Annotated in this window: 19 protein-coding genes; 6 read left to right on the top strand and 13 right to left on the bottom strand. The window is 67.9% G+C overall.

Annotated features, from left to right (window positions below; all coding sequences use genetic code 11):
• Positions 1-328: 328 nt before the first annotated feature.
• The gene (locus G6N66_RS30555) at positions 329-1,735 is read right to left on the bottom strand and encodes a YncE family protein (RefSeq protein WP_163645767.1); all 1,407 of its coding nucleotides are present in this window, start codon (positions 1,733-1,735) and stop codon (positions 329-331) included.
• On the opposite strand from G6N66_RS30555, the gene G6N66_RS30550 reads away from it, so the two are divergent.
• Positions 1,730-2,257 carry a hypothetical protein gene (locus G6N66_RS30550; RefSeq protein WP_163645766.1) on the top strand — a complete coding sequence of 176 codons (528 nt, stop codon included), beginning with the start codon at positions 1,730-1,732 and terminating at the stop codon, positions 2,255-2,257. The two genes, G6N66_RS30555 and G6N66_RS30550, sit on opposite strands and share 6 nt — an antisense overlap.
• Here G6N66_RS30550 and G6N66_RS02500 read toward each other — a convergent pair.
• Entirely contained in the window at positions 2,254-3,705 is a 1,452-nt protein-coding gene (locus G6N66_RS02500) for a PE family protein (RefSeq protein WP_163645765.1), read from the bottom strand. The two genes, G6N66_RS30550 and G6N66_RS02500, sit on opposite strands and share 4 nt — an antisense overlap.
• Before the next feature lie 442 nt (positions 3,706-4,147).
• Here G6N66_RS02500 and G6N66_RS02495 point away from each other — a divergent pair, with 442 nt between their 5' ends.
• Complete coding sequence (locus tag G6N66_RS02495; RefSeq protein ID WP_085235499.1) at positions 4,148-5,392, top strand: cytochrome P450; 1,245 nt, start codon at positions 4,148-4,150, stop codon at positions 5,390-5,392.
• A 15-nt stretch (positions 5,393-5,407) separates the two neighbouring features.
• Here the strand turns inward: G6N66_RS02495 and fadD1 are convergent, their stop codons facing one another.
• From fadD1 to G6N66_RS02460, 7 genes are read right to left on the bottom strand one after another with little or no spacing between them, the layout of a single operon-like run.
• Positions 5,408-6,976, bottom strand: coding sequence for a fatty-acid--CoA ligase FadD1 (gene fadD1 / locus G6N66_RS02490; protein WP_085235500.1), 1,569 nt, complete (start codon positions 6,974-6,976; stop codon positions 5,408-5,410).
• Positions 6,969-7,376 carry a Zn-ribbon domain-containing OB-fold protein gene (locus tag G6N66_RS02485; RefSeq protein WP_085235501.1) on the bottom strand — a complete coding sequence of 136 codons (408 nt, stop codon included), beginning with the start codon at positions 7,374-7,376 and terminating at the stop codon, positions 6,969-6,971. The genes fadD1 and G6N66_RS02485 overlap by 8 nt, the downstream gene beginning before the upstream one ends.
• 1 nt (position 7,377) lies before the next feature.
• Complete coding sequence (locus G6N66_RS02480; protein WP_085235502.1) at positions 7,378-8,580, bottom strand: thiolase family protein; 1,203 nt, start codon at positions 8,578-8,580, stop codon at positions 7,378-7,380.
• Positions 8,577-9,014: a MaoC/PaaZ C-terminal domain-containing protein gene (locus G6N66_RS02475; RefSeq protein ID WP_085235503.1), complete on the bottom strand. Its 438-nt coding sequence runs from the start codon at positions 9,012-9,014 to the stop codon at positions 8,577-8,579. Before G6N66_RS02475 ends, G6N66_RS02480 begins: the two co-directional genes overlap by 4 nt.
• The gene (locus G6N66_RS02470; protein ID WP_232079190.1) at positions 9,011-9,511 is read right to left on the bottom strand and encodes a MaoC family dehydratase; all 501 of its coding nucleotides are present in this window, start codon (positions 9,509-9,511) and stop codon (positions 9,011-9,013) included. The genes G6N66_RS02475 and G6N66_RS02470 overlap by 4 nt, the downstream gene beginning before the upstream one ends.
• Positions 9,508-10,626, bottom strand: a complete 1,119-nt coding sequence (locus tag G6N66_RS02465; protein WP_085235696.1) for an acyl-CoA dehydrogenase family protein — start codon at positions 10,624-10,626, stop codon at positions 9,508-9,510. Before G6N66_RS02465 ends, G6N66_RS02470 begins: the two co-directional genes overlap by 4 nt.
• Before the next feature lie 5 nt (positions 10,627-10,631).
• Positions 10,632-11,810, bottom strand: coding sequence for an acyl-CoA dehydrogenase family protein (locus tag G6N66_RS02460; RefSeq protein WP_085235505.1), 1,179 nt, complete (start codon positions 11,808-11,810; stop codon positions 10,632-10,634).
• Between the two features lie 98 nt (positions 11,811-11,908).
• Here G6N66_RS02460 and G6N66_RS02455 point away from each other — a divergent pair, with 98 nt between their 5' ends.
• Both G6N66_RS02455 and G6N66_RS02450 read left to right on the top strand, forming a co-directional pair.
• On the top strand, positions 11,909-13,075 hold the full coding sequence (locus tag G6N66_RS02455; RefSeq protein ID WP_085235506.1) for an FAD-binding domain: 1,167 nt from the start codon (positions 11,909-11,911) through the stop codon (positions 13,073-13,075).
• A 127-nt stretch (positions 13,076-13,202) separates the two neighbouring features.
• Complete coding sequence (locus G6N66_RS02450) at positions 13,203-14,435, top strand: cytochrome P450 (protein ID WP_085235507.1); 1,233 nt, start codon at positions 13,203-13,205, stop codon at positions 14,433-14,435.
• Between the two features lie 15 nt (positions 14,436-14,450).
• Here the strand turns inward: G6N66_RS02450 and G6N66_RS02445 are convergent, their stop codons facing one another.
• From G6N66_RS02445 to G6N66_RS02435, 3 genes are all read right to left on the bottom strand, one after another.
• Positions 14,451-15,746: a DEAD/DEAH box helicase gene (locus tag G6N66_RS02445; protein ID WP_085235697.1), complete on the bottom strand. Its 1,296-nt coding sequence runs from the start codon at positions 15,744-15,746 to the stop codon at positions 14,451-14,453.
• Between the two features lie 310 nt (positions 15,747-16,056).
• Complete coding sequence (locus G6N66_RS02440; RefSeq protein ID WP_085235508.1) at positions 16,057-17,499, bottom strand: amidase; 1,443 nt, start codon at positions 17,497-17,499, stop codon at positions 16,057-16,059.
• On the bottom strand, positions 17,496-17,861 hold the full coding sequence (locus tag G6N66_RS02435) for a hypothetical protein (RefSeq protein ID WP_139825456.1): 366 nt from the start codon (positions 17,859-17,861) through the stop codon (positions 17,496-17,498). The genes G6N66_RS02440 and G6N66_RS02435 overlap by 4 nt, the downstream gene beginning before the upstream one ends.
• 111 nt (positions 17,862-17,972) lie before the next feature.
• On the opposite strand from G6N66_RS02435, the gene G6N66_RS02430 reads away from it, so the two are divergent.
• Positions 17,973-19,295, top strand: a complete 1,323-nt coding sequence (locus G6N66_RS02430; RefSeq protein WP_085235510.1) for a hypothetical protein — start codon at positions 17,973-17,975, stop codon at positions 19,293-19,295.
• Between the two features lie 75 nt (positions 19,296-19,370).
• On the top strand, positions 19,371-21,356 hold the full coding sequence (locus tag G6N66_RS02425) for a molybdopterin-containing oxidoreductase family protein (RefSeq protein WP_085235511.1): 1,986 nt from the start codon (positions 19,371-19,373) through the stop codon (positions 21,354-21,356).
• Between the two features lie 535 nt (positions 21,357-21,891).
• On the opposite strand, the gene G6N66_RS02420 is transcribed toward G6N66_RS02425, so the two are convergent.
• The gene (locus G6N66_RS02420) at positions 21,892-22,350 is read right to left on the bottom strand and encodes a winged helix-turn-helix transcriptional regulator (protein ID WP_085235698.1); all 459 of its coding nucleotides are present in this window, start codon (positions 22,348-22,350) and stop codon (positions 21,892-21,894) included.
• Between the last annotated feature and the right edge of the window lie 2 nt (positions 22,351-22,352).

The following is a 22,352-nucleotide window of genomic DNA, read 5'->3' as shown; positions in this document are numbered from 1 at the left end:
GGCCGTCTTTCACCGCCGCGGTGCCGCGAAGTCGAATTAGATCCGTGCTTTTATCATGGCTGGATTATGGACACGGTGTTGCTCAAATAGTTAGCAACGTAGACATAGCCAGCCGCAGGGCCGGCTGGGCTGACCGCTACTGGACCCATTCCAACGGCATCAGGACTAAGCGTGAATGTGTTCACGATGTCATTCGTAGCGGGGTCTACTTCCCACAGGTAATCGCTCCCACCGGAAACGTAGACGTAGCCGGTGGGGCTGACCGCTACCCCGCCCTGTCCGTAGGGGGTATAGATCTCATCGGGGTATTGAGTGCTGCCAGGCTCGATCACCCACACGGTGCCGCTGCCGGCATAGCCGCCAGCGTAGACGTCGCGGTCTGGGGACTGATCGCCAGCGCCTCAACTGGACTGTAAACGTCGACAGTTTGGACGACGTCATTGGTGGTGGGGCTGATCACAGACACTGCATAGGGAGAGGTGACGTAGATGTCGCCGGCGTCGGGTCCAGTGGGACTGACCGCGACCCCGTTGCCGCTTATGCCGGCAGGGACATTGATGGTGTAAGCGACGGCGTTGGTGGCAGGGTTGATTACCGACACCGTGCCGTTGACGTAGTTGGTGACGTAGATGTCGCCAGCCTCGGGTCCCTTCGGGCTGACGGCGACCGCGGTCAGCCCGTAACTACCTCCCGCACTATCAACGGTGATGGTCTGGACGGCGTTGGTGGCCGGGTTGATAACCGACACGGTGCCGTTCCCGTTGGCGACGTAGACATACCCGGTCACGGGGCTGACGGCGACCCCTTCCGGACTGGCGCCGGCCGCGAGGCTGATGGTGGTGACGGCCCTGGTGATGGGGTTGATCACCGAGACTGTGTTGCTGAACGTGTTGGTGACGTAAACGTCACCTGCTTCGGGTCCGATGGGGCTGACCGCGATCTGCTCCACGTCGTTGCCGATGTCGACGATGCCGCTGCCACCACCGCCGCTGGCGCCGCCTTGGCCGCCGGCGCCGCCCTGCCCTCCATTGGTGTCAGAAGGTGCCGAGCCAGGGTTGCCCGCGCTACCAGCACCCCCGCCCGTGCCTCCGTTGCCGCCAAAGCCTCCGGCACCTGCGTGGCCGGACCCGCCCCCAGACACGCCGCCGCCGGTGCCGCCGGAACCGCCGTCGCCGCCGTCGCCACCGATGCCGCCGTCGCCACCGGTGCCGCCGGAACCGCCATTGCCGCCGACCCCGCCTTGGCCGCCGTTTCCAGATATTGAGCCGCCCAAGCCGCCGTTACCGCCGTTACCGCCCTGGCCGCCGGGTCCGCCTGGGTCACCTTTTTCGACACCGGCGGTGCCGGTGTCGCCGGTCCCGCCGTTGCCGCCGAGACCGCCGTTACCGATCTGCCCGCCGTCCCCGCCGTTGCCGCCGTTGCCGCCGCTGGCGCCGGTACCGGTACCGGTGTAGCTGTAGCCGTTGCCGCCGTTGCCGCCGTTGCCGGCCGGCCCGGCGGGCAGGTTGCCGGTGGCGCCGTCGCTGGTGGTGGACCCAAGCCCGCCTTGGCCGCCGGACCCGGGTAGGCCCGGGTCACCGCCGTTGCCGCCGTCACCACCAGCCCCCAGGACACCACCCGAACCCGCCAGACCAGCCACCCCGGGCGCGCCATTGCCGCCATCGCCGGGTGTCCCCGCGGTGCCGCCCTGCCCCCCGGTACCACCGGCGCCTTCGGCACCGGGGGTGCCGTGCACCGCCACCCCGCCCAGGCCGCCACTACCGCCGTTGCCGCCATAGCCGCCGTTACCGCCCGATCCGCCGCGCTGGCCTGCACCGTCGTTAACGCCGGAGACCCCGTCGGCGCCTTTGAAGCCAGCACCCCCGGCACCACCTTGGCCGCCGGTGCCGCCACTCCCGCCGGCGCCGCCGTTGCCACCCAGCGCACCGCCGGCCCCGCCGGTCCCGCCGTCACCGCCGGCCCCACCGGTGGAGCCCCAGCCCCCGTCCTCACCCGCGTAGCTACCGTCAGAGCCGTTGTCGCCGGCCGCGCCGTTACCGCCGTTACCGCCGTTACCGCCGTTGCCGACCGACCCACCAAAGCCGCCGGCCCCACCATCAGTACCGCTGCCCCCGGGGGTGGTCGCGGTGTAGCCGTTCCCGCCGTCCCCGCCGTTGCCGGCCGGCCCGCTGACCCGGCCGCCGTTGGCGCCATTTGCTCCGGCCGTGCCGCCCGAGCCGGCACCCGCCGCGCCACCGGCACCACCGGCACCGCCTAGGCCCGCGTTGCCACCGTTACCGCCGTTGCCGCCGTTGTAGAGGGGATCAGTGCTATCTCCGCCCCTGCCGCCGTCACCGGGCGTGCCCCCGTTGCCACCTCGGCCTCCGGTCCCGCCATCACCAGCGCTTCCCGCGGTCCCATGAGCGGCCGTGCCGCCGGCCCCACCGTTGCCGCCGGCTCCGCCAGAGGCGCCAACGCCTCCCCATCCACCGTCGCCACCGTTTTCGCTATTCCGTCCACACCGTTACCGTTACCGCCGTTGCCGTTTCCGTTTCCGCCGTGGCCGCCGTCGCCCGACGACGACCCGCCAGCCCCGCCATTCCCGCCGTTGCCGCCCGTACCGCCCCCGGAGCCGCCGATACCGCTGCCGCCAGCGGAGGTGGCGCTGGCGCCGTCCACCCCGTTCACCCCTGCCCCGCCGACCCCGCCAGCCCCGCCGTTGCCGGCCATCCCCGCGTTACCACCGTCGCCGCCGTTGCCCGCCGTCACACCCATACCGCCAGCTCCGCCATCGCCGCCGTTGCCCGACGACGAGCCGCCCGCACCACCGACCCCACCGTTGCCGCCCACTTGCCCGAATCCGCCGGTCCCGCCATCACCGCCGTTGCCGGTGGTGCCTCCGCTGCCGCCGTTGCCACCGGCACCCCCATGACCACCGGCCCCTGCGGCGCCGCCAGCGCCGCCGACACCGCCAGTACCGTTGGCGCCCGGGCCGCCGATCCCGCCCTTACCGCCAGCCCCAGCGGCCCCGCCTACACCGCCGGCGCCGCCGGTCGCGCCGTCGCCCCCTTTGCCGCCAGCCCCGCCGGTCCCACCGGCTCCACCATGACCAAACGTGCCGGCCGCCCCACCGTTGCCACCCGCGCCGCCGTTACCGCCCGCCTGGCCCGCACCACCGGCCGCGCCCGAACCACCGTTTCCGCCGTTACCGCCATGCCCAAAGGCACCCGCGGCCCCGCCGTTGCCGCCGTTCAGACCCGAACCAGCCGCCGGCGAATAACCGTTGCCGCCGTTGCCATACAAGATGCCGCCAGCCCTACCATTCGGGTTTGCCGCTGTCCCATTGGCGCCGTTGCCGAACAACGGTCGCCCGGTCGCCACGGCAACAGGTGAGAACACCGCCAGATGCTGGGCTCCCGCGACGACCGCCGCCAACGGCGTCGCGTTGGCCGCCTCGGCGGACGCATACGCGCTGCCCGCCGCCTTCAACGCCTGCGCGAACTGCGAATGAAACGCGGAGGCTTGCGCACTGAGCGCGTGATATTGCCGGGCGTGGCTAGAAAACAGCGACGCGATCGCCGCCGACACCTCGTCCTCGGCCGCGGCCGCCAGCGCGGTGGTCGGTGCCGCCGCCGACGCGGTAGCCGCATTCAGCGATGAGCCGATGCCCACCACATCCGCCGTGGACGACGCCAACAACTCCGGAACCGCCAACATGTACGACATCACTGCCTCCTGACGAACTGCCCGAGGGCGGGAAATTGGTAGACACCGCGTTCATCTGCTGCTCGCGCCCGCTCGCCAAGGCAGGCTGCGCCGTACGACTTGGAAGATTCTTGGCGGCCAACGACCTGCGCTAGCGTGCAACACGCGCTCGGCAGCTTGCCCGGTACCGTTCCGACCAATTGGCCGCCACCAGGCATTGCTGCGATCACGTACGGCATTGCCGCCTCCCACCGCTGGTCATGTCCCCCGGCGAGCAACAGCAATGTAGCCCCGCACGGCGCCGCACATACCGTTTCCACAAAACTTTCACACCGAATATTTGTTGACCGACCGCAACGAGTGGCCACGCCGCTCCCTGGGGTCGTCGGGAAGCAGATAGCTGGCACCGAATCGGCACCCGCGCGGCTAGCATCTCCCTAACCGCAGCCGAAGGAGCGCTCCGATGGCCACCCCGAACCTCCCGCCGGGTTTCGACTTCACCGACCCGGAGATCTACGCCCACCGGTTGCCGACGCAGGAGTTGGCCGAGCTGCGCCGCACCGCACCGATCTGGTGGAACGACCAACCGCTCGACCAGGGCGGCTTCGGCGACGGCGGCTACTGGGTGGTGACCAAGCACCGCGACGTCCGCGAGGTCTCGCTGCGAACCGACGTCTTCTCGTCGGCCAGGAAGTCCATCGTGCCGCGCTACCCGGAGGATCAAGCGCAGGGCCAGATCGAGGCCGGCCGCACCTCAATGATCATGATGGACGACCCCGAACACAGCAGGCTGCGCAAGATAATCGCCCGCGGTTTCACTCCCCGCGCGGTCGAGCGGTTACGCGCCGACCTTGGTGAGCGTTCGCAGCGCATCGCGCAGCGCGCCGCCGAAGAGGGTTCGGGCGACTTCGTTCTTCAGGTGGCCGCCGAGTTGCCGCTACAGGCCATCGCCGAACTGCTGGGCATTCCGGCGGAGGACCGCGGCAAGCTGTTCGACTGGTCCAATCAGATGATCGGAAGCGACGACCCGGAGTTCGCGCATCACAACTCGCTGACCGCGGCGGGTGAGTTGATGTGGTACGCCATGCAATTGGCGGCCCGCAAGGCGCAAGAGCCGGGTCCAAAAGATCGAGATATCGTGACCACGCTGATCCAGGCCGGCGCCGACGGCGACGGGCTATCCGACGCGGAGTTCGGCATGTTCGTGGTCACGCTCGGCATCGCCGGCAACGAGACGACGCGCAACTCGATCACGCAGGGCATGATGGCGTTTGCCGACAACCCCGACCAGTGGGAGCTGTTCAAGGCGCAGCGACCCAAGACCGCCGCCGACGAGATCATCCGCTGGGCCACTCCCATCACGGCGTTTCAGCGCACCGCGCTGGCCGACACCGAGCTCGGCGGGGTGGCGATCAAGAAGGATCAGCGGGTGGTGATGTTCTACCGCTCGGCCAACTTCGACGAAGAAATCTTCGACGACCCGTACACCTTCGACATCCTGCGTTTTCCCAACCCGCACTTGGGATTCGGCGGCACCGGAGCCCATTACTGCATCGGCGCCAACCTCGCGCGCATGACGATCGACCTGATGTTCAACGCCATCGCCGACCATCTGCCCGACCTCGCCCCGACGGGTGCACCCCAGCGGCTGCGCTCCCCGTTCATCAACGGCATCAAGCACTGGCCGGTGGATTACACGGGCGCGTAGTACGCGAGCGGAACGCTACGCTCGCGGCTGGTATTTGCGGCCACGGCTCTCGCGCTCCCACAACACCCCGTCCCCGGCCGTCACGCCGGCCTTGATCAGCTCGCGCTTGAGGATCTTGTTGGTCGCGGTGCGCGGCAGCTCGCTGTTGATCCGCACATACCGGGGCCACGCCTTCGGTGACAGGTCGGCCTGGGCGGCGAGAAACTCCTCAAAGTCCTTGGGCGACAACGCCGCATTGAGCACCAACGCCGCCATCACCTGATCGCCCACCCGCTCGTCGGGGACCGCGTACACGGCGACCTGGTTGACCTGAGGCAGGCGCCCAAGGATACGCTCGATCGGTCCGGCCGCCAGGTTCTCCCCGTCCACCCGCATCCAGTCGGCGGTGCGCCCGGCCAGATAGATCCAGCCGTCGGCGTCGCGGTAGGCCAGGTCGCCGGACCAGTACATGCCGTGTCGCATCCGCTCGGCGGTGGCGTCGGGATCGTTGTAGTAACCCGTGAATCCGCCCACGCCGTAGGTGTTGACCAATTCGCCGACGGCCTCGTCGAAATTGGCGAGCGCACCATGCTCGTCGAAAATCGCCGGGGCACATTCGGTGACGGTTTCCGGGTGATAGACGCTGACACCGGGATAGCCCTTGCCGATCGAACCCGGCGGCGTTCCGTCCTCCCGCATCACGACCACGGCGAACTCGCTGGATCCGAAGCTGTCCACCACCCGGCAGCCGAAACGCGTTGCGAATTGCTCGATATCACGCTCGGTGGCCTCGTTGCCGAACGCGGCGCGCAGCGTGTTGTCGGCATCGTCGGGCCGTTCCGGGGTGCCCAGCAGCAGCGCCAGTGGCTTGCCGACGTAGTTCATGTAGGTCACGCCATACTTGCGCACGTCGGCAAGAAAACGCGACGGCGAGAACTTAACCGGGACCATCGCAGCACCGCCATTGATCGCCACCGCCCACCCCGCCGCGACACCGTTGGAGTGAAACAGCGGCATCGCCAGGTAGCACACGTCGGCGGGCGTGATTTCGAACCGGTCGACCAGGCTCGCGCCACACATGACCGCCATCGCGTGCGCGAAGCGCACCGCCTTCGGGTCACCGCTGGTGCCCGAGGTGAAGATCATCGTCACGGGATCGACGCCGCTGACCTCGTGGGGCACCAGCGGCCCCGCGGTCGCGACCGCGTCCCGGTAGCCGGCGGTGTCGACGTCCAAAACCGTTGCACCGCCTAGGTCGAGCCCGTCGATCAGCGCACGGTGTTCGCTGTCGACGAGCACGAGCTGGCTGTCCGATCGGCGGATGTCGCCGGCCAGGCCTCCACCGCGGCGGGTGGTGTTGATCCCGCACAGCACGTAGCCGCCGAGCGCCGCGGCTGCCATTGCCCGCAGCATCGCCGGTGAATTGCCCAGCAGCGCCGCCACATGCGGCGGCCCCGACTCATCGAGCAGGGACAGCACCGCCGATGCTTCCGCCGATGCCTCACTCAGGTGCTCGCGCCAGGTCCAGGTCTTCTCGCCGTGCATCACCGCGACCGAGTCGTCGGCCATGCGGGAGCGCAGCAGCTGCTGCACCGTCTCAAACATCGGCGGGCCTATACCGCAGCAGGGTGACGTCTCCGGTGGCGCAGAACACCGGCGACACCCGCATGCCGATCCGGATGTCGTCGGGTTCGACGCCGATCAGTTCGGTGCTGACCCGCGGGCCCACATCCCACTCGACCACCGCCAGCAGCTGCGGCAGCCGGTCGGCCCACGGTGGGCCGGTCGGGCGCCGCGCGACGGTGAAGGTGTACAGGGTTCCCGCGCCGTCGATTTCGCGCCACTCCAGGTCGTCGGCCAGGGTGCCGGGAGCAAGCGTGCGCGGATAGAAGACGTACTTGCCCGCCGACGGCGAATACTGGATCAGAATCCGGTGCTCGCGCAACGCATCCCAGAACGGCCGCGACACGGGTGTCGGCTCGGGAAGGGGGAAGGCTTCGGTCATCTCAGTCGCCGCCCAACAAAAGGGCCACCTGCTCGCTCATGATGCCGCCGTTGCCCGTCACGAACGCCGTGTTGCACTCGCGCACCTGCGCCCGTCCGGAGCGGCCCATGATTTGCCGCGCGCCGTCGACGACGTGGTGCATGCCGCCGGCCATGCCGGCCTGGCCGAACGACAGCTGGCCGCCGGCGGTGTTCAGCGGGAAGTCGCCGCGAAAGGTCAGGTCGTGCTCGGTCAGCCACCGCATGCCCTCCCCCTTGCCGCAGAATCCGGCGTCCTCGAGCGTCATCAGCACGGTGATCGTGTAGCAGTCATAGATCGATGCGACGTCGACGTCGGCGCGCTGCAGGCCCGCCATGGTAAATGCCTTGTCGGCGGCCCGGGCGATCGGCGTGCGGATGAGATCGTCGGCGTACGTGGGGGTTTTGAACCGGATGTGCTCGCCGAACCCCTTCACCCACACCGGTCGGTGGCGGGTCCGGCGCGCCACGTCGGCGTTGGCGACGAGCACGGCGGCGCCTCCTTGGACCCGCATCACGGTTTCCAGCATGTGGATCGGGTCGGCGATGACGGGACTGTTCAGCACGTCGTCGACGGTGATCGGCTTGCCGTGGAACACCGCGTCGGGGTGCGCGCACGCGTTGGTCCGCTGGTGCACCGCGATCGTCGCCAAAGCCCTGGCGTCGTAACCGAATTCGGCGGCATACCGCTGGGCGATCTGCGCGTACGGGGCGTTCTGGCCGACATTGCCGTAGGGGATCTCGAACTCGGCCTGCGGGGAGCCGTAGTTGTTGCTCGACGCGCCGTACCAGCCGAGGGTTCGCTCGGGACGCGAATCCGAACGCGGAATCTCCAACGAGCCCGGCACCACCGCCAGCACCGCGTCGCACACGCCCAATTCGACCGCCGCGGCCGCCCGCCACACCATGCCTGCCGCGGTCGCTCCGCCCAGGTCGACGCGGTCGCCGAAGTCCAGCGGCAGGCCCAGATACTCCGAGAGCGTCGCGGGCGCGAACATGTCCGACTCCGCGATCCCGTGGCACGACAAGCCGTTCACCACGGTGGGTTCCACGCCCGCGTCCTCGATCACCAGCTTCGCCAGCAAGGCGTACTGGTCCAGCGTGAACGACGGCGGGCGGCTCTGACGGCGTTCGGCCGGCAACTCCGCGATGCCGATGATGGCCGCTTCCCCGCGCAGGCCGGTCATCGCGCGCCTCGTAACGGCAGCGCGACGGTCGCGGTGCCGGGCATCAACAGGTCCTCACCGCGCCGGCAGAAGATGTCCAGATCCACCAGGGCCTGCCCGTCCGTCTCCCGCTTGCCGGTGACCACGCCCCCGAACGTCAGTTCCTGCCCCGGGTGGGCGATCGCGCGGTTCTGCACCGAGAACGCCACCAGCCGGCCGCCGCCGCCGATCCAGTCGGTGAGCGCCCGTGACAGCAGCGCCGCCTGCAACGGCCCCTGGACGAGGACGTTCTCGTAGCCTTCGACGTCGCGCGCGAAGTCCTTGTCGTAGTGGATGCGATGGCCGTTGTAGGTCGCGGCGCTGAAGAAGAACATCTGCGTCTCGGTGACGGTCACCTTCAAAGGCGTTATCGCGGCGCCGGTTTCGACGTCCTGGTAATACAGCTGTTCGGTCATGCGGGCCGCGCGATCATCGACATGCTGGCCTCGGCGACCAACTCGGCGTGCTGATTGCGGTATTCGCCGCGCCAGGTCACCAACACGAATCTGCCCGACCTGCCTTCCTTTTCCACGATCGACTCGACGGTGCGCACCATTTCGATCTGGTCGCGGTGATAGGCGGGCAAGTGAAAGGTGGTGCTCTCCCCGCCGGCCATCCGGCGCGGTGCGCGCGGAAACGCCAGGCTGCCGGTGACCGCGCCGGACGATCCGTCGGGCCGCAGGTCACCCAGTGCGCTCACGCCGAGGACGGCGTATTGCAAAAACAGCGGCGGACAGATGATGTCGCGGTAGCCGTGCGCCCGCGCGTATTCGCCGTCGAACCACAGCGGGTTGTGGTCGCCGACGGCCGCGGCCCATCGCTGCCAGTCGCGGCTGTTCACCTCGCCGCTGGCGGTCGCCACGACGGTGCCGACCCGCGCGGCGGATTCGGCATCGATGAGGCTGTCGGTCAATGTGAAACCTCCCAATCCATCTCGTCGGCAAGCCATTTCGCTGCGGTGTCGGCGCCGCCGCCCATCGTCGCCAGGACGCGGGCGCGCTCGGAGAACAGGTGCAAATCGGTGTCAAGGACGTAGCCCATCCCGCCGTGCAGCTGGTGGGCGTCGAGGGTGATCTTCTTGACGGCGTCCGCCCGCATCTTGGCGATGGCGGTTTCCCGGGTGCCGATCCGGCCGCGCCCGATCCAGAAGACCGCCGATTGAGCGGCCAGCCGGGCCGCGGCGAGCGCGATGTGCATGTCGGCCACCAGATGCTGGGCGGCCTGGAAGGACGCGATGGGGCGGCCGAACTGCTCGCGCATTTTGATGTAGTCCACGGTGCGCTGCAGCACGGCCTCGGCCACCCCCATCAGATCCAGGCACAGCAACGCCGCGGCGGCATTGCTCACCCGTCGCAGGTCCTGCTCGGCGAGGCCGCCCAGGACTCGGCGCTGATCGTCAACCAACACGCCGTCGAATCCGACGGTGAACGCGCGGTGGCCGCCCATCATGGCCAGCGGCCGCGCCGACACCCCGGATGAACCGGAGTCGATGACGAAACCCAAAGCGCCAGAGTCCGCTTCGGCGGCCACGACGATCAGGTCCGCGATGTCGGCGTCGGCGACGAAGTCGGCCACGCCGTCCAGCCGCCATCCGTCGCCGTCTCGCCGGGCGCGCAGCGTTGGAGTAACCGCCGAAGCGTCGCGCGGGCTCCACAACGCGGTGGTGCCCCGCGTGCTCCCCGCCGCCAGCAGGGGCAGCCAGGTCTCGCGCGCCGCACCGGTGCCAAGCCAGTCGACGGCGAGCGCCGCGTGCAGCGTGCTGTGAACGACCATGGGGCACAACGCCCGTCCGGCCTCGATGCAGAACACGCCGAGATCGGCAAGCCCGCCGCCGGAGCCGCCCAACCCTTCCTCGATGCCCAGGCCCAACACGCCGGCCTCGGCGAGCGCCTTCCACAACCCCGGTGTGATGCGTACGCCGTCGGGGCTGTGCAGGGCGCGCGCTAGCGTGGTCGGGCATTCGGCGGTCAACAGGTCGCGACACATGGCGGCCAGATCGCGCCGGTCCTGATCGGGTATCAATCGCACGCCGGTCACCGCCCGTAGGAAGGCATTCCGTGACCGCGCTGGGCGATCACATCGCGGAGTACCTCGTTGGTCCCACCCCCGAAGCGCATCAACGGCGACACCCGGTAGAGACGCTCGAAGAAGCCGTCCAGCGGCGCATCCGGGCTGCGGTGCGCGATCAGCCCGTCGGGCCCCAGGAGGTCGATGGCCAAATCGGCGATGCGCTGGCGCAATTCGCTGGTGAAGATCTTCTCGACGCTGACCTCGACGGTCGGGATGCGCCCGCTATCGAGCATCGACGCGGCTTCGTAGCCCATCAGCCGCGCGACTTCGACGTCGGCCTCGGCTTGCGCGAGGCGGCGGCGCAACACCGGGTCCTGCGCCGGCACCGACCCGTCCCGTAACGGCCGGCCCGCCAGGGCAACCAGATCGTCGAGCGCTCGGCGCAGGTCGCCGGCGTTTGTCAACGCGCCGCGCTCGAGGTCCAGCGCGCCGGTGATATAGCTCCAGCCCATGTTGACCTCGCCGATCAGGTTGGTGACCGGTACCCGCACGTCGCGGAAGAACGTCTCGTTGGTCCGGTAGCCGGACCACGCGTACAGCGGGTGGATCTCGATGCCGGGCTGATCGACGGGCACCGCGATCACCGAGATGCCGCGGTGTCGCGGTGCATCGGGATCGGTTCGTACGCACAGCCATTCGTGCGTCGATCGTTGCGCCCCGCTGTTCCAGATCTTGGCTCCGGTGATCACCCACTCGTCGCCGTCGCGAACGGCGCGGGTTCGCAGGCTGGCCAGGTCGGTGCCCGCGTTCGGCTCGGAATAGCCGAGCGCAAAGACGATTTCGCCGCGGGCGATGCCCGGCAGGAACTCCTTTTTGTTCTGTTCGGTGCCGTGCCGCATGATCATCGGCGCCACCGAGGTGACGGTGAGGTCGGGCCCCGGCACGCCCCAGTATTCGAACTCGCTCATCAGCAGGTGCTGATGCATGGCGGTGAGCCCCAGTCCCCCGTACTCCGCGGGCCAGTTCAGGCCGAACCAGCCGCGCTGCCCGATCTTGCGGCGGAATGCCGAGAGCTCACCACCCTGAAACTCCAACCCGTGCTCGGCCATCTCGGCGCGCAGCGCGGGCGTGACATTGTCCTGCAGGAAGCGCCGCACCTCGGCCAGCCAGGCCCGCTGCTCCTCGTCGAGCTCGAAGTCCACAACGGCGACCTTAGTTGGTGCGCGCTAATTCGCTACCGCGGGTTTCGAAAAGCAGGGGCGGGTGGAGGAGAAATATTGCCCAGGGGCACAATTGCACTATGCATGTCGCGATCAGCGGGGCCGGTGTGGCGGGCGCGTCGCTCGCCCACTGGCTGTATCGCACGGGCCACACCCCCACCCTCATCGAGAAGGCGCCGAGCTTTCGCACCGGCGGCTACATGATCGACTTCTGGGGCGTCGGCTATCAAGTGGCCACACGCATGGGAATCGAAGACGCGATCCGCGCCGCCGGGTACCAAATCGAACGGGTCCGCTCCGTCGGCTCCCGCGGCCAGATCAAGGCCGACATCGACGTCGAGGCCTTTCGCCAGGTGTTGGGCAACGACCTCACCAGCCTCCCCCGCGGCGACCTCGCCGGAGCGATCTATACCACCATCGAAGACAAGGTCGAAACGATCTTCGGCGACAGCATCGCCACGATCGACGAGCACACCGACGGTGTGCGGCTAACCTTCGACAAGGCCGCGCCACGCGATTTCGACCTGGTCATCGGCGCCGACGGATTGCACTCGAACGTCCGTCGCCTCGTTTTCGGGCCCGAGCGCGACTTCGAGCACTACCTCGGCTGCAAGGTCGCGGCGTGCGTGGTCGACGGGTACCGACCCCGCGACGAACTGGCCTACGTCATGTACAGCACACCCGGTCGCCAGCTGGACCGCTTCGCACTGCGCGGCGACCGCACCATGTTCCTGTTCATCTTCCGCGCCAAGCACGACGACCCGCAGATGGCGCCAAAAGATCAGCTGCGCAACGAGTTCGGTGACGTCGGTTGGGAATGCCGAGACATCCTATCGGCGCTCGACGACGTCGAGGACTTGTATTTCGATGTCGTCAGCCAGATCCGCATGGACCGCTGGTCGCGCGGACGGGTGCTGCTGGTCGGCGACGCGGCCGGGTGTATTTCGCTATTGGGCGGCGAGGGCACCGGGCTGGCGATCACCGAGGCATACGCCCTGGCCGGCGAACTCGACCGCGCCGGCACCGACCACCGGCGCGCCTTCGCTGCCTACGAACAGCGCCTGCGTCCGTTCATCACGGCCAAGCAAGCCAGCGCGGCGCGCTACATTTCGTTTTTCGCGACGCGCACCCGCCTTGGCCTGTGGTTCCGAAACCTGGCGATGCGCTCGACGAATTTCGGGCCGTTGACGAAGCTTGTCGCCGGGGGCGTGCGCGACGATTTCGACCTGCCGGATTACGGCATATAGCGGCTCGGCGCAAAGACAATACGCAATTGACCTTGTGTATGGCGAACCACCGGACGTTCCACCACAATCGTTGACACGGCTGGCGGCCGGCCATACATTGAGTGAAAGTTGTCCGCGAGGAGACCGCATGGCCGTCGGTACTGTGCCCGTGCCGGTTTTCGACGCCGATCTGCCCGTGCTCGCCTATGAGCAAACCGAAACCCCGGCCGAGATCTATCCGCGGCTGCAGACGGCGCAACGGCTGGCCCCGATCGCGCTGGGGCCGTTCGGACCCGAAGCGCTCTCCTACCACCTGGCCCGTTCGATACTGCGGGACAACCGGTTTCAGATCCCGCCGGGCCTGAATCTCCTTGTGCAGGAGATAACTTCGGGTCCGCTGTGGGACAAGGTGGTCAACAGCCTGCTGTGCATGGAGGGAGACGCCCACCATCGAGTCCGCAGCCTGGCGTCCAAGGCGTTCACGCCGCGAGCGACCCTGCGCCTGCACGACACCATGGTCGCGGTGATGAACGAGCTAGTGGATCGCGTCGCCGGCGCCGGCCGCTGCGAAGTCGTCGACGACCTCGCGCGGCCCTACCCCGTGCCAATCATCTGCGCGTTGCTCGGCGCGCCCCGCGAGGATTGGCAACGGTTTTCGTTGTGGGCCGACGACGTGTTCAAGGCCTTCACCTTCACCGAGGGTGTCCGCGAAATCGAGCCGGTTGTCATGCGCGCGTGGGGCGAACTCGACGGCTACGTCGACGAAATGGTCGCGCGGCGCCGACACAGCCTGACCGACGACCTGCTCTCCGACCTGATTCGCGCCGAGGATGAGGGCGATCGCCTCAGCGCGGCCGAACTGCGCATGATGGCGGGCGGCCTGCTGCTGGCGGGGACCGACACCACCCGCAACCAGTTGGCCGCCTCGGTGCACGTGCTGTGTGAGCATCCGGAGCAGTGGGAGTTGCTCAAGGAGCATCCCGAACTCGCGATGCGCGCGGTCGAGGAGACCATGCGCCACTCGCCGATCGCCTGCGGAACCCTTCGCATGGTCGTCGAGGATGCCGAGCTGGACGGCTACCTGTTCCCCGCGGGCACCATGGTGGTGGTGAATACCGCTGCGGCAAACCGTGATCCGGCCGTCTACGACGAACCCGACCGCGTCGACATCACGCGCGAGGGAGCGCCCGCGATACTGACATTCGGGGGCGGCGTCCACTATTGCCTGGGTGCCAATCTGGCCAGGCGCGAGCTCGCCGAAGCGCTGAACGTCCTGACGGCCCGACTGCCGAACCCGCGCATCGTCGGGCCAGTTCCCTGGAAGCCGATGATGAGCCTGAGCGGGCCGACGAGGCTACCGATCGAGTTTGACGCCGCGTAGGGGTCGACCGGCCCATCACGTCCGCTGGTACCGAGTGCTCGGTTGCGGACGCCGGGACCGGCGACGGCGCTGCCCGGCAACACCCGACCGACCGCCGCGCGAAGGTTGTTGCGGCGGCGCCTTTTTGGGGGTGGGCGCCTGGTAGGGAGCGACCTCACCGACCAGTGCGTGCACGACGGGTGAGTCGGCGGCCACCAGCTGGGGAGTCACGTGGATGCCGGCCCGGCGCAGCAACGCCTGAGTGTCCCTGCGCTGCTCGGGCAACACGACCGTGACCACGTCGCCCGTGTTTCCGGCCCGCGCCGTGCGCCCGGAACGATGGAGATAGGCCTTGTGCTCGGCGGGCGGATCGATATGGACCACCAACTCGATCTCATCGACGTGCACACCCCGTGCCGCGATGTCGGTCGCCACCAGCACGCGGGCCTCACCAGCGGCGAACGCGGCGAGATTGCGGTCACGTGCGGGTTGAGACAGGTTGCCGTGCAGGTCGACTGACGGAATCCCGGATTCGTTGAGCTGTTTGGCGAGCCGGCGCGCGTGGTGCTTGGTGCGCATGAACAGGATCCGACGCCCGGTGCCGGAGGCCAGCCGATGCACCAGTTCCTTCTTGGCGTCTGCCCCGGCGACGTGAAACACGTGATGGGTCATCGCGTCCACCGGCGAGTTCGGCTCGTCCACGGAATGCAAAACCTGATCACGCAGAAACCGGTTGACGAGTTTGTCGACGCCATTGTCCAGCGTCGCGGAGAACAGCAGCCGCTGCCCCCCGGCCGGCGTGGCGGCCAGAATCCGCGTGACGCCGGGCAGGAAACCGAGGTCGGCCATGTGATCCGCCTCGTCGATCACCGTGATCTCGACCGCGTCGAGGCTGATCAATCGTTGCTTCATCAGGTCCTCGAGCCGACCCGGGCACGCCACCACGATGTCGACGCCGGATCGCAGTGCGGCCACCTGTCGGGCTTGGGGAACGCCGCCGAAGATCGTCGTGACCCGCAACTCGTAGGCGGCCGCCAACGGTTGCAACGTCGCGGTTATCTGGGTGGCCAACTCACGAGTGGGGGCCAGCACCAAACCCGACGGTCGCGACGCCCGGCGCTGGTGCGCGGAAAGCCGGCTGACCAACGGAATCGAGAACGCCAGCGTCTTTCCGCTGCCCGTCTTGCCGCGGCCGAGAACGTCACGTCCGGCGAGGGTGTCGGGCAGGCTCTCGATCTGAATCGGGAACGGTTGTGTGATGCCGCGCGCGGTGAGCACGTCGATCAGCGCCGGCGGCACGCCGAGATCGGCGAAGGTCTTGTCTGTAGTCAATTTTTCGGTGCCTTTCGGGCATCGGGTGTGCCAAAGGCGGCACAAGGTGGCGAGATTGCCGGTGGGCAATATCGATCGCCGCGAGACGAGTGGTGCTGGGTGCACGAATCATCTGGAATCGGTGCCGGCCTGCAGTTCGCGGCGGCGCCGGTGGAGGATGAAGAAGCGTTCCACGACGTGTCGGCATCGCTTGTTCGAGAGGCCAACGTTGCCAAGAGCTTAGCGCATCAATAGCGCAAGCCGAAATTGCCGACGAGCGTGACCAATGTCTCATCCCTCATCGACCGACACGGGACCCAATCAAGCGGCTTCAGACGACAGGCGCGTGAACGGACGCCCACGGATACGCCGACTCCAATTGGGCGGCAACCCGAATGAGAACGTCCTCGCGTCCATAGTCGGCGGCGAGCTGGATTCCGATCGGTAGGCCGTCGGCGTTGCGGTGCAGGGGCAGGTTGATCGCGGGCTGTCCGCTCATGTTGAACGGCGGCGTGAAGGCGGCGAACTGCCCGGCGCGGCGCTGCGGCGCCGTGGGATGCTCGGGGTTGTTCTCGAATTCCGTTAGCAGCGGCGGCGGTTCGGCCACGGTCGGTGACAGCAGCAGGTCCCAACCGTCGGCCCACCACTGCTGCAGCGCGCGGCGGAAGGCCCACCCCTCGGCCTCGGCGACGGCGTAGTCGACGGCGGTCAACCGCCGCGCCTGCTGGATGCCCGCCCAGTTCACCGGCTCGATGTCGTCCGCGGTCAGCTCCCGGCCGATCTTCGCACCGAATTCGCGTGCCGCCATTGCCATTTGCGTCACCCACAGCGCCATGAACTTGCGCGGCAACGTGGCATCGGCCAGACAATCCGGCCACGCCGGCTCGACGATGTGCCCGAGCCGCTCCAGCATCGTCGCGGCGGCGCGCACCGCCGAAACGCAATCCCCGTGCAGGAATTCGCCACGCGGATGGACGTCGAGCAGCCCGATGCGCAGCCGACCGGGATCGGCGCCGACCTCGTCGAGGTAGGGCCGCCGCGGTGCCGGTGCGATCACGGTGTCGCCGACACCGGGGCCGCGCACCGCGTCGAGCAGTGCGGCCGTGTCGCGCACCGTGCGGCTGAGGCCCAGTTCCACCCCCAGCCCAACCTCGGCGCGCGCCGGCCCCACGGTGATTCGCCCCTGGCTGGGTTTGAGGCCCACCAACCCACAGCACGAGGCCGGAATGCGAATGCTCCCGCCGCCGTCCGATGCGTTGGCGAAGGGAACCATCCCGACGGCCACCGCGGCCGCCGCGCCGCCGCTGGACCCGCCCGGGGTGCGGTCGAGCGCCCACGGATTGCGGGTCGCGCCCCAGGCCAGCGGCTGTGTGGTCGGCAGGCTGCCCATCTCGGGGCTGTTCGTCCGCCCGGCGATGACCAGCCCCGCCGCCTTGAACCGGGCCACCAGCGTGGTGTCGGCGGTGTCGATTTTGGCCGCGTTCTTCAGAGCAATGTTGCCGTTGGACAGGGTCTGGCCGGCGAAGCTCGTGTAGAGGTCCTTGAGCAGAAACGGCACGCCGCGGAATGGCCCGTCGGGCAAATGCGGGTCGGCGGCAATGGACCGGGCGTGCTCGAACCACTCGATGACGACGGCGTTCAGCGCCGGGTTCGACTGCTCGATCCGCTGGATCGCGGCCTCCAGCAGCTCGCTCGGCGTGACCTCGCCCTTGGCCACCAGCGCCGCCTGGTCGGTCGCGTCCATCCACCGGGTCTCGTCAGCGAGAGCAGTCATGCGTCTGGGTCTACCACGCCGGCGGTGTAGGCCTGGCCGAGGATCTCGTCGAGCTGCCCGAGCGGGTGCGGTTCGGCTCCGTCGAGGCTGGCAGTGCGGTGCTGGCAGTCGACGACGACGGTGCAGCGGTAGTGGTGCGGGTCGGGGAAGTGACGCAAGTGCAGGACCACCACGGATTCGCTTTCCCAGTCCGCGGAATCCAGGTGCCAATAGCAATCAGTCAAAGCCAGCAGCGTCCGGCCGGCGGCTGTATCGACGAGGACGGGCGTATCGACCCACTGAGAGGCGCGTGCTTCAAAGGGGTCAACGCCGACGACATAGCGACCCCCGGGCGATGTTGACCGCGCTTCGACACCGCTCATGGCGGGGCTCCTCTCGCCTGCCCGAGTCGCGGCAGGAACCGAACACCTCTAGGCTCACTCTTTGGGGTCTTAGCCGGGGGGCTTTCTGATGTATGTCATTAAGGGCTGTGCATGTCTACACGCAGTGTTGCAATATTCGCTTTGGCCGCTTGTCTGAACGCCGCCTGTGCAGCGACGAGCGCGCCCCCGCCCGCGGCCAAGCCGACCACCTACGCTCCGCCCAGCGTCGCCGCCAGTAAGGTCGTCGCGCCGCCGACCGAGACGAGTCCGTTGGCGAAAGATTGGAAAAGCTACGGCGGGACCGCGTACTTCGGCTGCCCGGACCAATTCACGGTCAGCAAGTCGGCGCTCGAGGACATCCGCCCCAAGGTCTTCGATCCGAAAACGGGGCAGTTCGCCTCACCCGATCTGCCGATGATTCCCGCCGACGAAAACGTCACCGGCGCCATGTGCGCGCTGTCGAACACCGTCGACGATATGAAAGTCGTCTATCTGGTCACGACTGCCAAACCGGCACAAGCGCCCGCACCCCAGGTCACCAAGACGACCGCGTATCTGTTCGATCTCAAGAGCAGCCAGCCGCTGGCCACCAAAGAACTGCAACCGCCCACTCCCGACCTGACATTGACGGCGGCGAACGAATGGCGGCTTTCCGCCACCCGAAGCGGCGTGGCGTTGGTCAACGCCTTCACCGACGGGCGCGGCGCGGTCGCGCCACCGCGGACCGTGATGCTGTCCAATGCCGACCTCTCGATGACGTGGAACGATCCCCAACCCGGTCAGGCTTGGCAGGATGTTCTTGCGTTCCAACGCAATACCGCCATTGGCAAGACGTCGGGAGCGGAGCTACGACTGCCCACGGGCGAACCGGTGTTTCAGGACAACGACATCCGGACCGCCGACGCCGAGCTGAGCGACGGGAGCAACAAACTCGTCAAGCTCGCGCACTGGGATTCGTACGACCCCCCGATCGTGTCGACCATGTTCTACGACTTGAACGCCAAGTCGCTGATCAAGTTCGGTGATTCGGAGAAGATCTCCGGCGGCGATTTGATCGCCACCTTGTCGGACGGGAAATTGTTCGTCGACGGCCGCGGTTCGAACAATTCACAGTTCGGGTTCGGCGTCTGGAACCTGGGCGCCAAGCAGTGGGACCTGCTGAAGAGCCGCGATGAGGCCACCCAGATGGCCATCGCCAAGCTGACCTTCTTCGACGACCGTCTCTACGTCACCTACGGCAGCGGCGCACCGGCGGTGATCGCCTTGCCGGCGGCCAACCAAATCGCCTCCGGCTGGTCCGTTCGCCCGTTCGGGCGAATCAATGGCTGGACCCTGGTCTGCCGCGGCGAGACGGCGACGTCGACCGGCGGCGACTGCAAGGAGATCGTGCTGATCCAGGACGAAAACGGCCACTACCCCGGCCCTTGGACCTGAAATTGGCCTGAGCGGAAGTCGCATTCTCCGAATTGTGATGGTGCTTCTCCGCGCGCGAGAGTACGTTATCGACCTATGGAAACGGTGCGTAGTTTCTGCCGCGTCTGCACATCCGTTTGCGGAATCCTCGTCGACGTCGAGGGCGACGACGTCATTCGCGTCCGCGGCGACCAGGACCACCCGTTCTCGCGGGGCTACACCTGCGCCAAGGGTCGCGCGCTGGGTCAGGTGCACCACCACCCGGACCGTCTCGAACGCCCGCGGATGCGCATCGACGGGCGGCTGCAGGACACCACCTGGGACGTCTGCCTCGACGACCTGGGCGCTCGGCTGAAGGACATCATCGACCGGCACGGACCGGAATCGGTGGCCTTCTACTTTTCCACCATGGAAAGCGCCGGCTTCCGGATGGCCGAGGCCCTGCACGCGGCGATCGGTACGCCGGCCAAGTTCAGCCCGCTGACCATCGACGGCACGGCCAAACCGTTAATCTCTGATTTGGTGGGCGGATTCATGGGACTGTCCGGCCGCACCGACCTCGACAACGCCGACTTTCTGATGCTCGTGGGCGTGAATCCCGTTGTGTCGCATGGCCATGCGATCTCGATGCCCAACCCCACCGGCACCGTGCGTGCCATCGCCAAACGCGGCCAGGTGTGGGTGATCGATCCGCGGCGCACCGAGACCGCGCGACTGGCCACCGGCCATCTGGCGCCGCGGCCCAGCACCGACCACGCGGTGCTGGCATACCTGGTCCGCGAGATCCTGCGCGACGGCAGGAAAACCGATGTGCCCGTGCAGGGCATCGACGCGCTGGCGGCCGCGGTCGAGCCGTTCACGCTCGAACACACCGCGCGGCTCGCCGACGTGACCGAGGCCGAGCTGACGCGGCTGTGTGCGGCGGTGCGCGCCGCCAAATGCGTCGCGATCGAGACCGGCGTCGGCGTCACCATGACGGCCGAGCGCGGCAACGTCACGCAATGGCTGGCCTGGGTGCTGATGATCCTCACCGGCGCGATGAACCGACCCGGCGGCACGTGGTTCCATCCCGGATTCGCCTATCAATTAGAGGCTTTCGGCGACCTGCTGCCCGTCACGCCTATCGAGGGGGCGTTCGGTCCCGGCCCCCGCAGCCGCCCGGAGGCGCAGGCGTTCATCAACGAGTGGCCCTGCGCCGTGCTGCCCGACGAGATCGCCGCCGGCCACATCCGCGCCCTGATCAACGTCGGCGGCAGCCTGGTCACCAGCTTCCCGGAGACGGGAAAGCTGATTCCGGCCCTGCGCAACCTCGAAGTCTTTGCCACCACCGAAATCATCAACAACGAAACCACCGAGTTGGCCACCCACGTGCTGCCGACCAAGGACCCGTTGGAACGGCCCGACATCACCATCCACGACATCCTGAGTTCGCGGGTGTCCGTCCAATACAGCCCGGCCGTCGTCAAACCGGTCGGTGATCGGCGCTCGATGTGGTGGGTCTTCGCCGAACTCGGCCGCCGGCTCGGTTACCAGCTGGGCAGCCTGGGCGATCCCGACACCAGCACCGACGACGACGTGCTGAACGTGTTGCTGGCCGGCGCCCGGGCCAAATACGACGAGGTGGCGGCGACCGGTTGGGCCGAGGTACCCCGGGAGCTACCGGCGCAGTGGGTCGAGGACCACATCGCGCGGATGGGCGGGTGGCGGCTGGCGCCGCCGCTATTGGTCGATCAGCTGGCCGCGCTCGAGCCACCCACGCCGCTGGTGATGGTGCCGCGCCGGCAGCGCAAGAAGCTGAACGGGCAGCTCGATTTCCTCGGCGAACCGCCCGAGATCCTCATCCACCCCGACGACGGCTCGGCCGCGGGCGTCGTGAACGGCGAAAAGGTAATCGTGCGAAGCGCGAACGGCGAATTGACCGGTGTCGCCAAGGTCGACGAATCGATACGGCGCGGGGCGGTGTCAATTCCGCACGGCCACCACTCGGCCAACGTCAATCGCCTGACCAGCAAGGACGACATCGACGTGGTGACCGGCATGGTGCGCTATTCCGGCATACCGGTCAGCCTGCACCCGGCGTGAGTTTCCGTTCGCCATTCGTTGTGCGCGTAGGGCTTTCGGTGTGAACCCTGGGCGGTCAAACGGGGCTTTTTCCCGCCCACGCTTCACACTCAATGGAGGCTCGGCCGGCCGCGCGAGTGAGCTAGGGCGCTCAGTGTGAACACAGGGCTTTCGGTGTGAACCCTGGGCGGTCAATACGCAGCTTTTCCCGCCCAGGCTTCACACTCAATGCAGGCTCGGCCGGCCGCGCAAGCGAGCTAGGGCGCTCAGTGTGAACACAGGGCTTTCGGCGTGAACCCTGGGCGGTCAAACAGGGCTTTTTCCCGCCCAGGCTTCACACTCAACGCAGGCTCGGCCTGCCGCGCGAGTGAGCTAGGGCGCTCAGTGTGAACACAGGGCTTTCGGTGTGAACCCTGGGCGATCAAAACGCAGCTTTTCCCGCCCAGGCTTCACACTCAACGCCCACGATTCACACTCAATGAAAAGTGCTGCGGCCAAACGAAGAACGAGTCAGCGCCGCCGAAGGAACCGCGCCGCTCGAAGCCCGTCACCGCACTCAGGTGTAGCCCGGGCCCGGCTCCGGGGTCACGTTCTGTGCGGTGATCTCCTCACCGCAGTGCGCGCAGGTCAATCGGGCATCGGCGACGCGACCGCAGTCGTTGTGGCGCAGCACGATTGGCGGCCCGTCCGGATGCCCCAGATGCTCATCACCCCACCGCATCAGCGCGACGATCGCGCCGAAGAGATCCCGCCCTGCGGCGGTGAGCCGGTATTCGTGGCGCTCCGGGTCGACGGAGTACGGCACGCGGTCCAACAGCCCCGCCTCGACTAGCATCCGCAGCCGCGACGACAGGGTGGGCCGCGGGATGTTCAGGTTGCGTGCCAGCTGACCGAAGCGGCGAACCCCGAAGAACGCCTCCCGCAGGATCAACAGCGTCCAGCGCTCGCCGACCAGCTCGAGAGCCCGGCCGACGGACTCGCCGTCGAAGCGGTGTGACAGATCAGGCGAAGCCACCA

This window comes from Mycobacterium conspicuum (assembly GCF_010730195.1).
Classification (GTDB): domain Bacteria; phylum Actinomycetota; class Actinomycetes; order Mycobacteriales; family Mycobacteriaceae; genus Mycobacterium; species Mycobacterium conspicuum.
The sequence above is the reverse complement of the archived record's forward strand: the minus strand, read 5'-3'. Positions and strand labels throughout refer to the sequence as shown.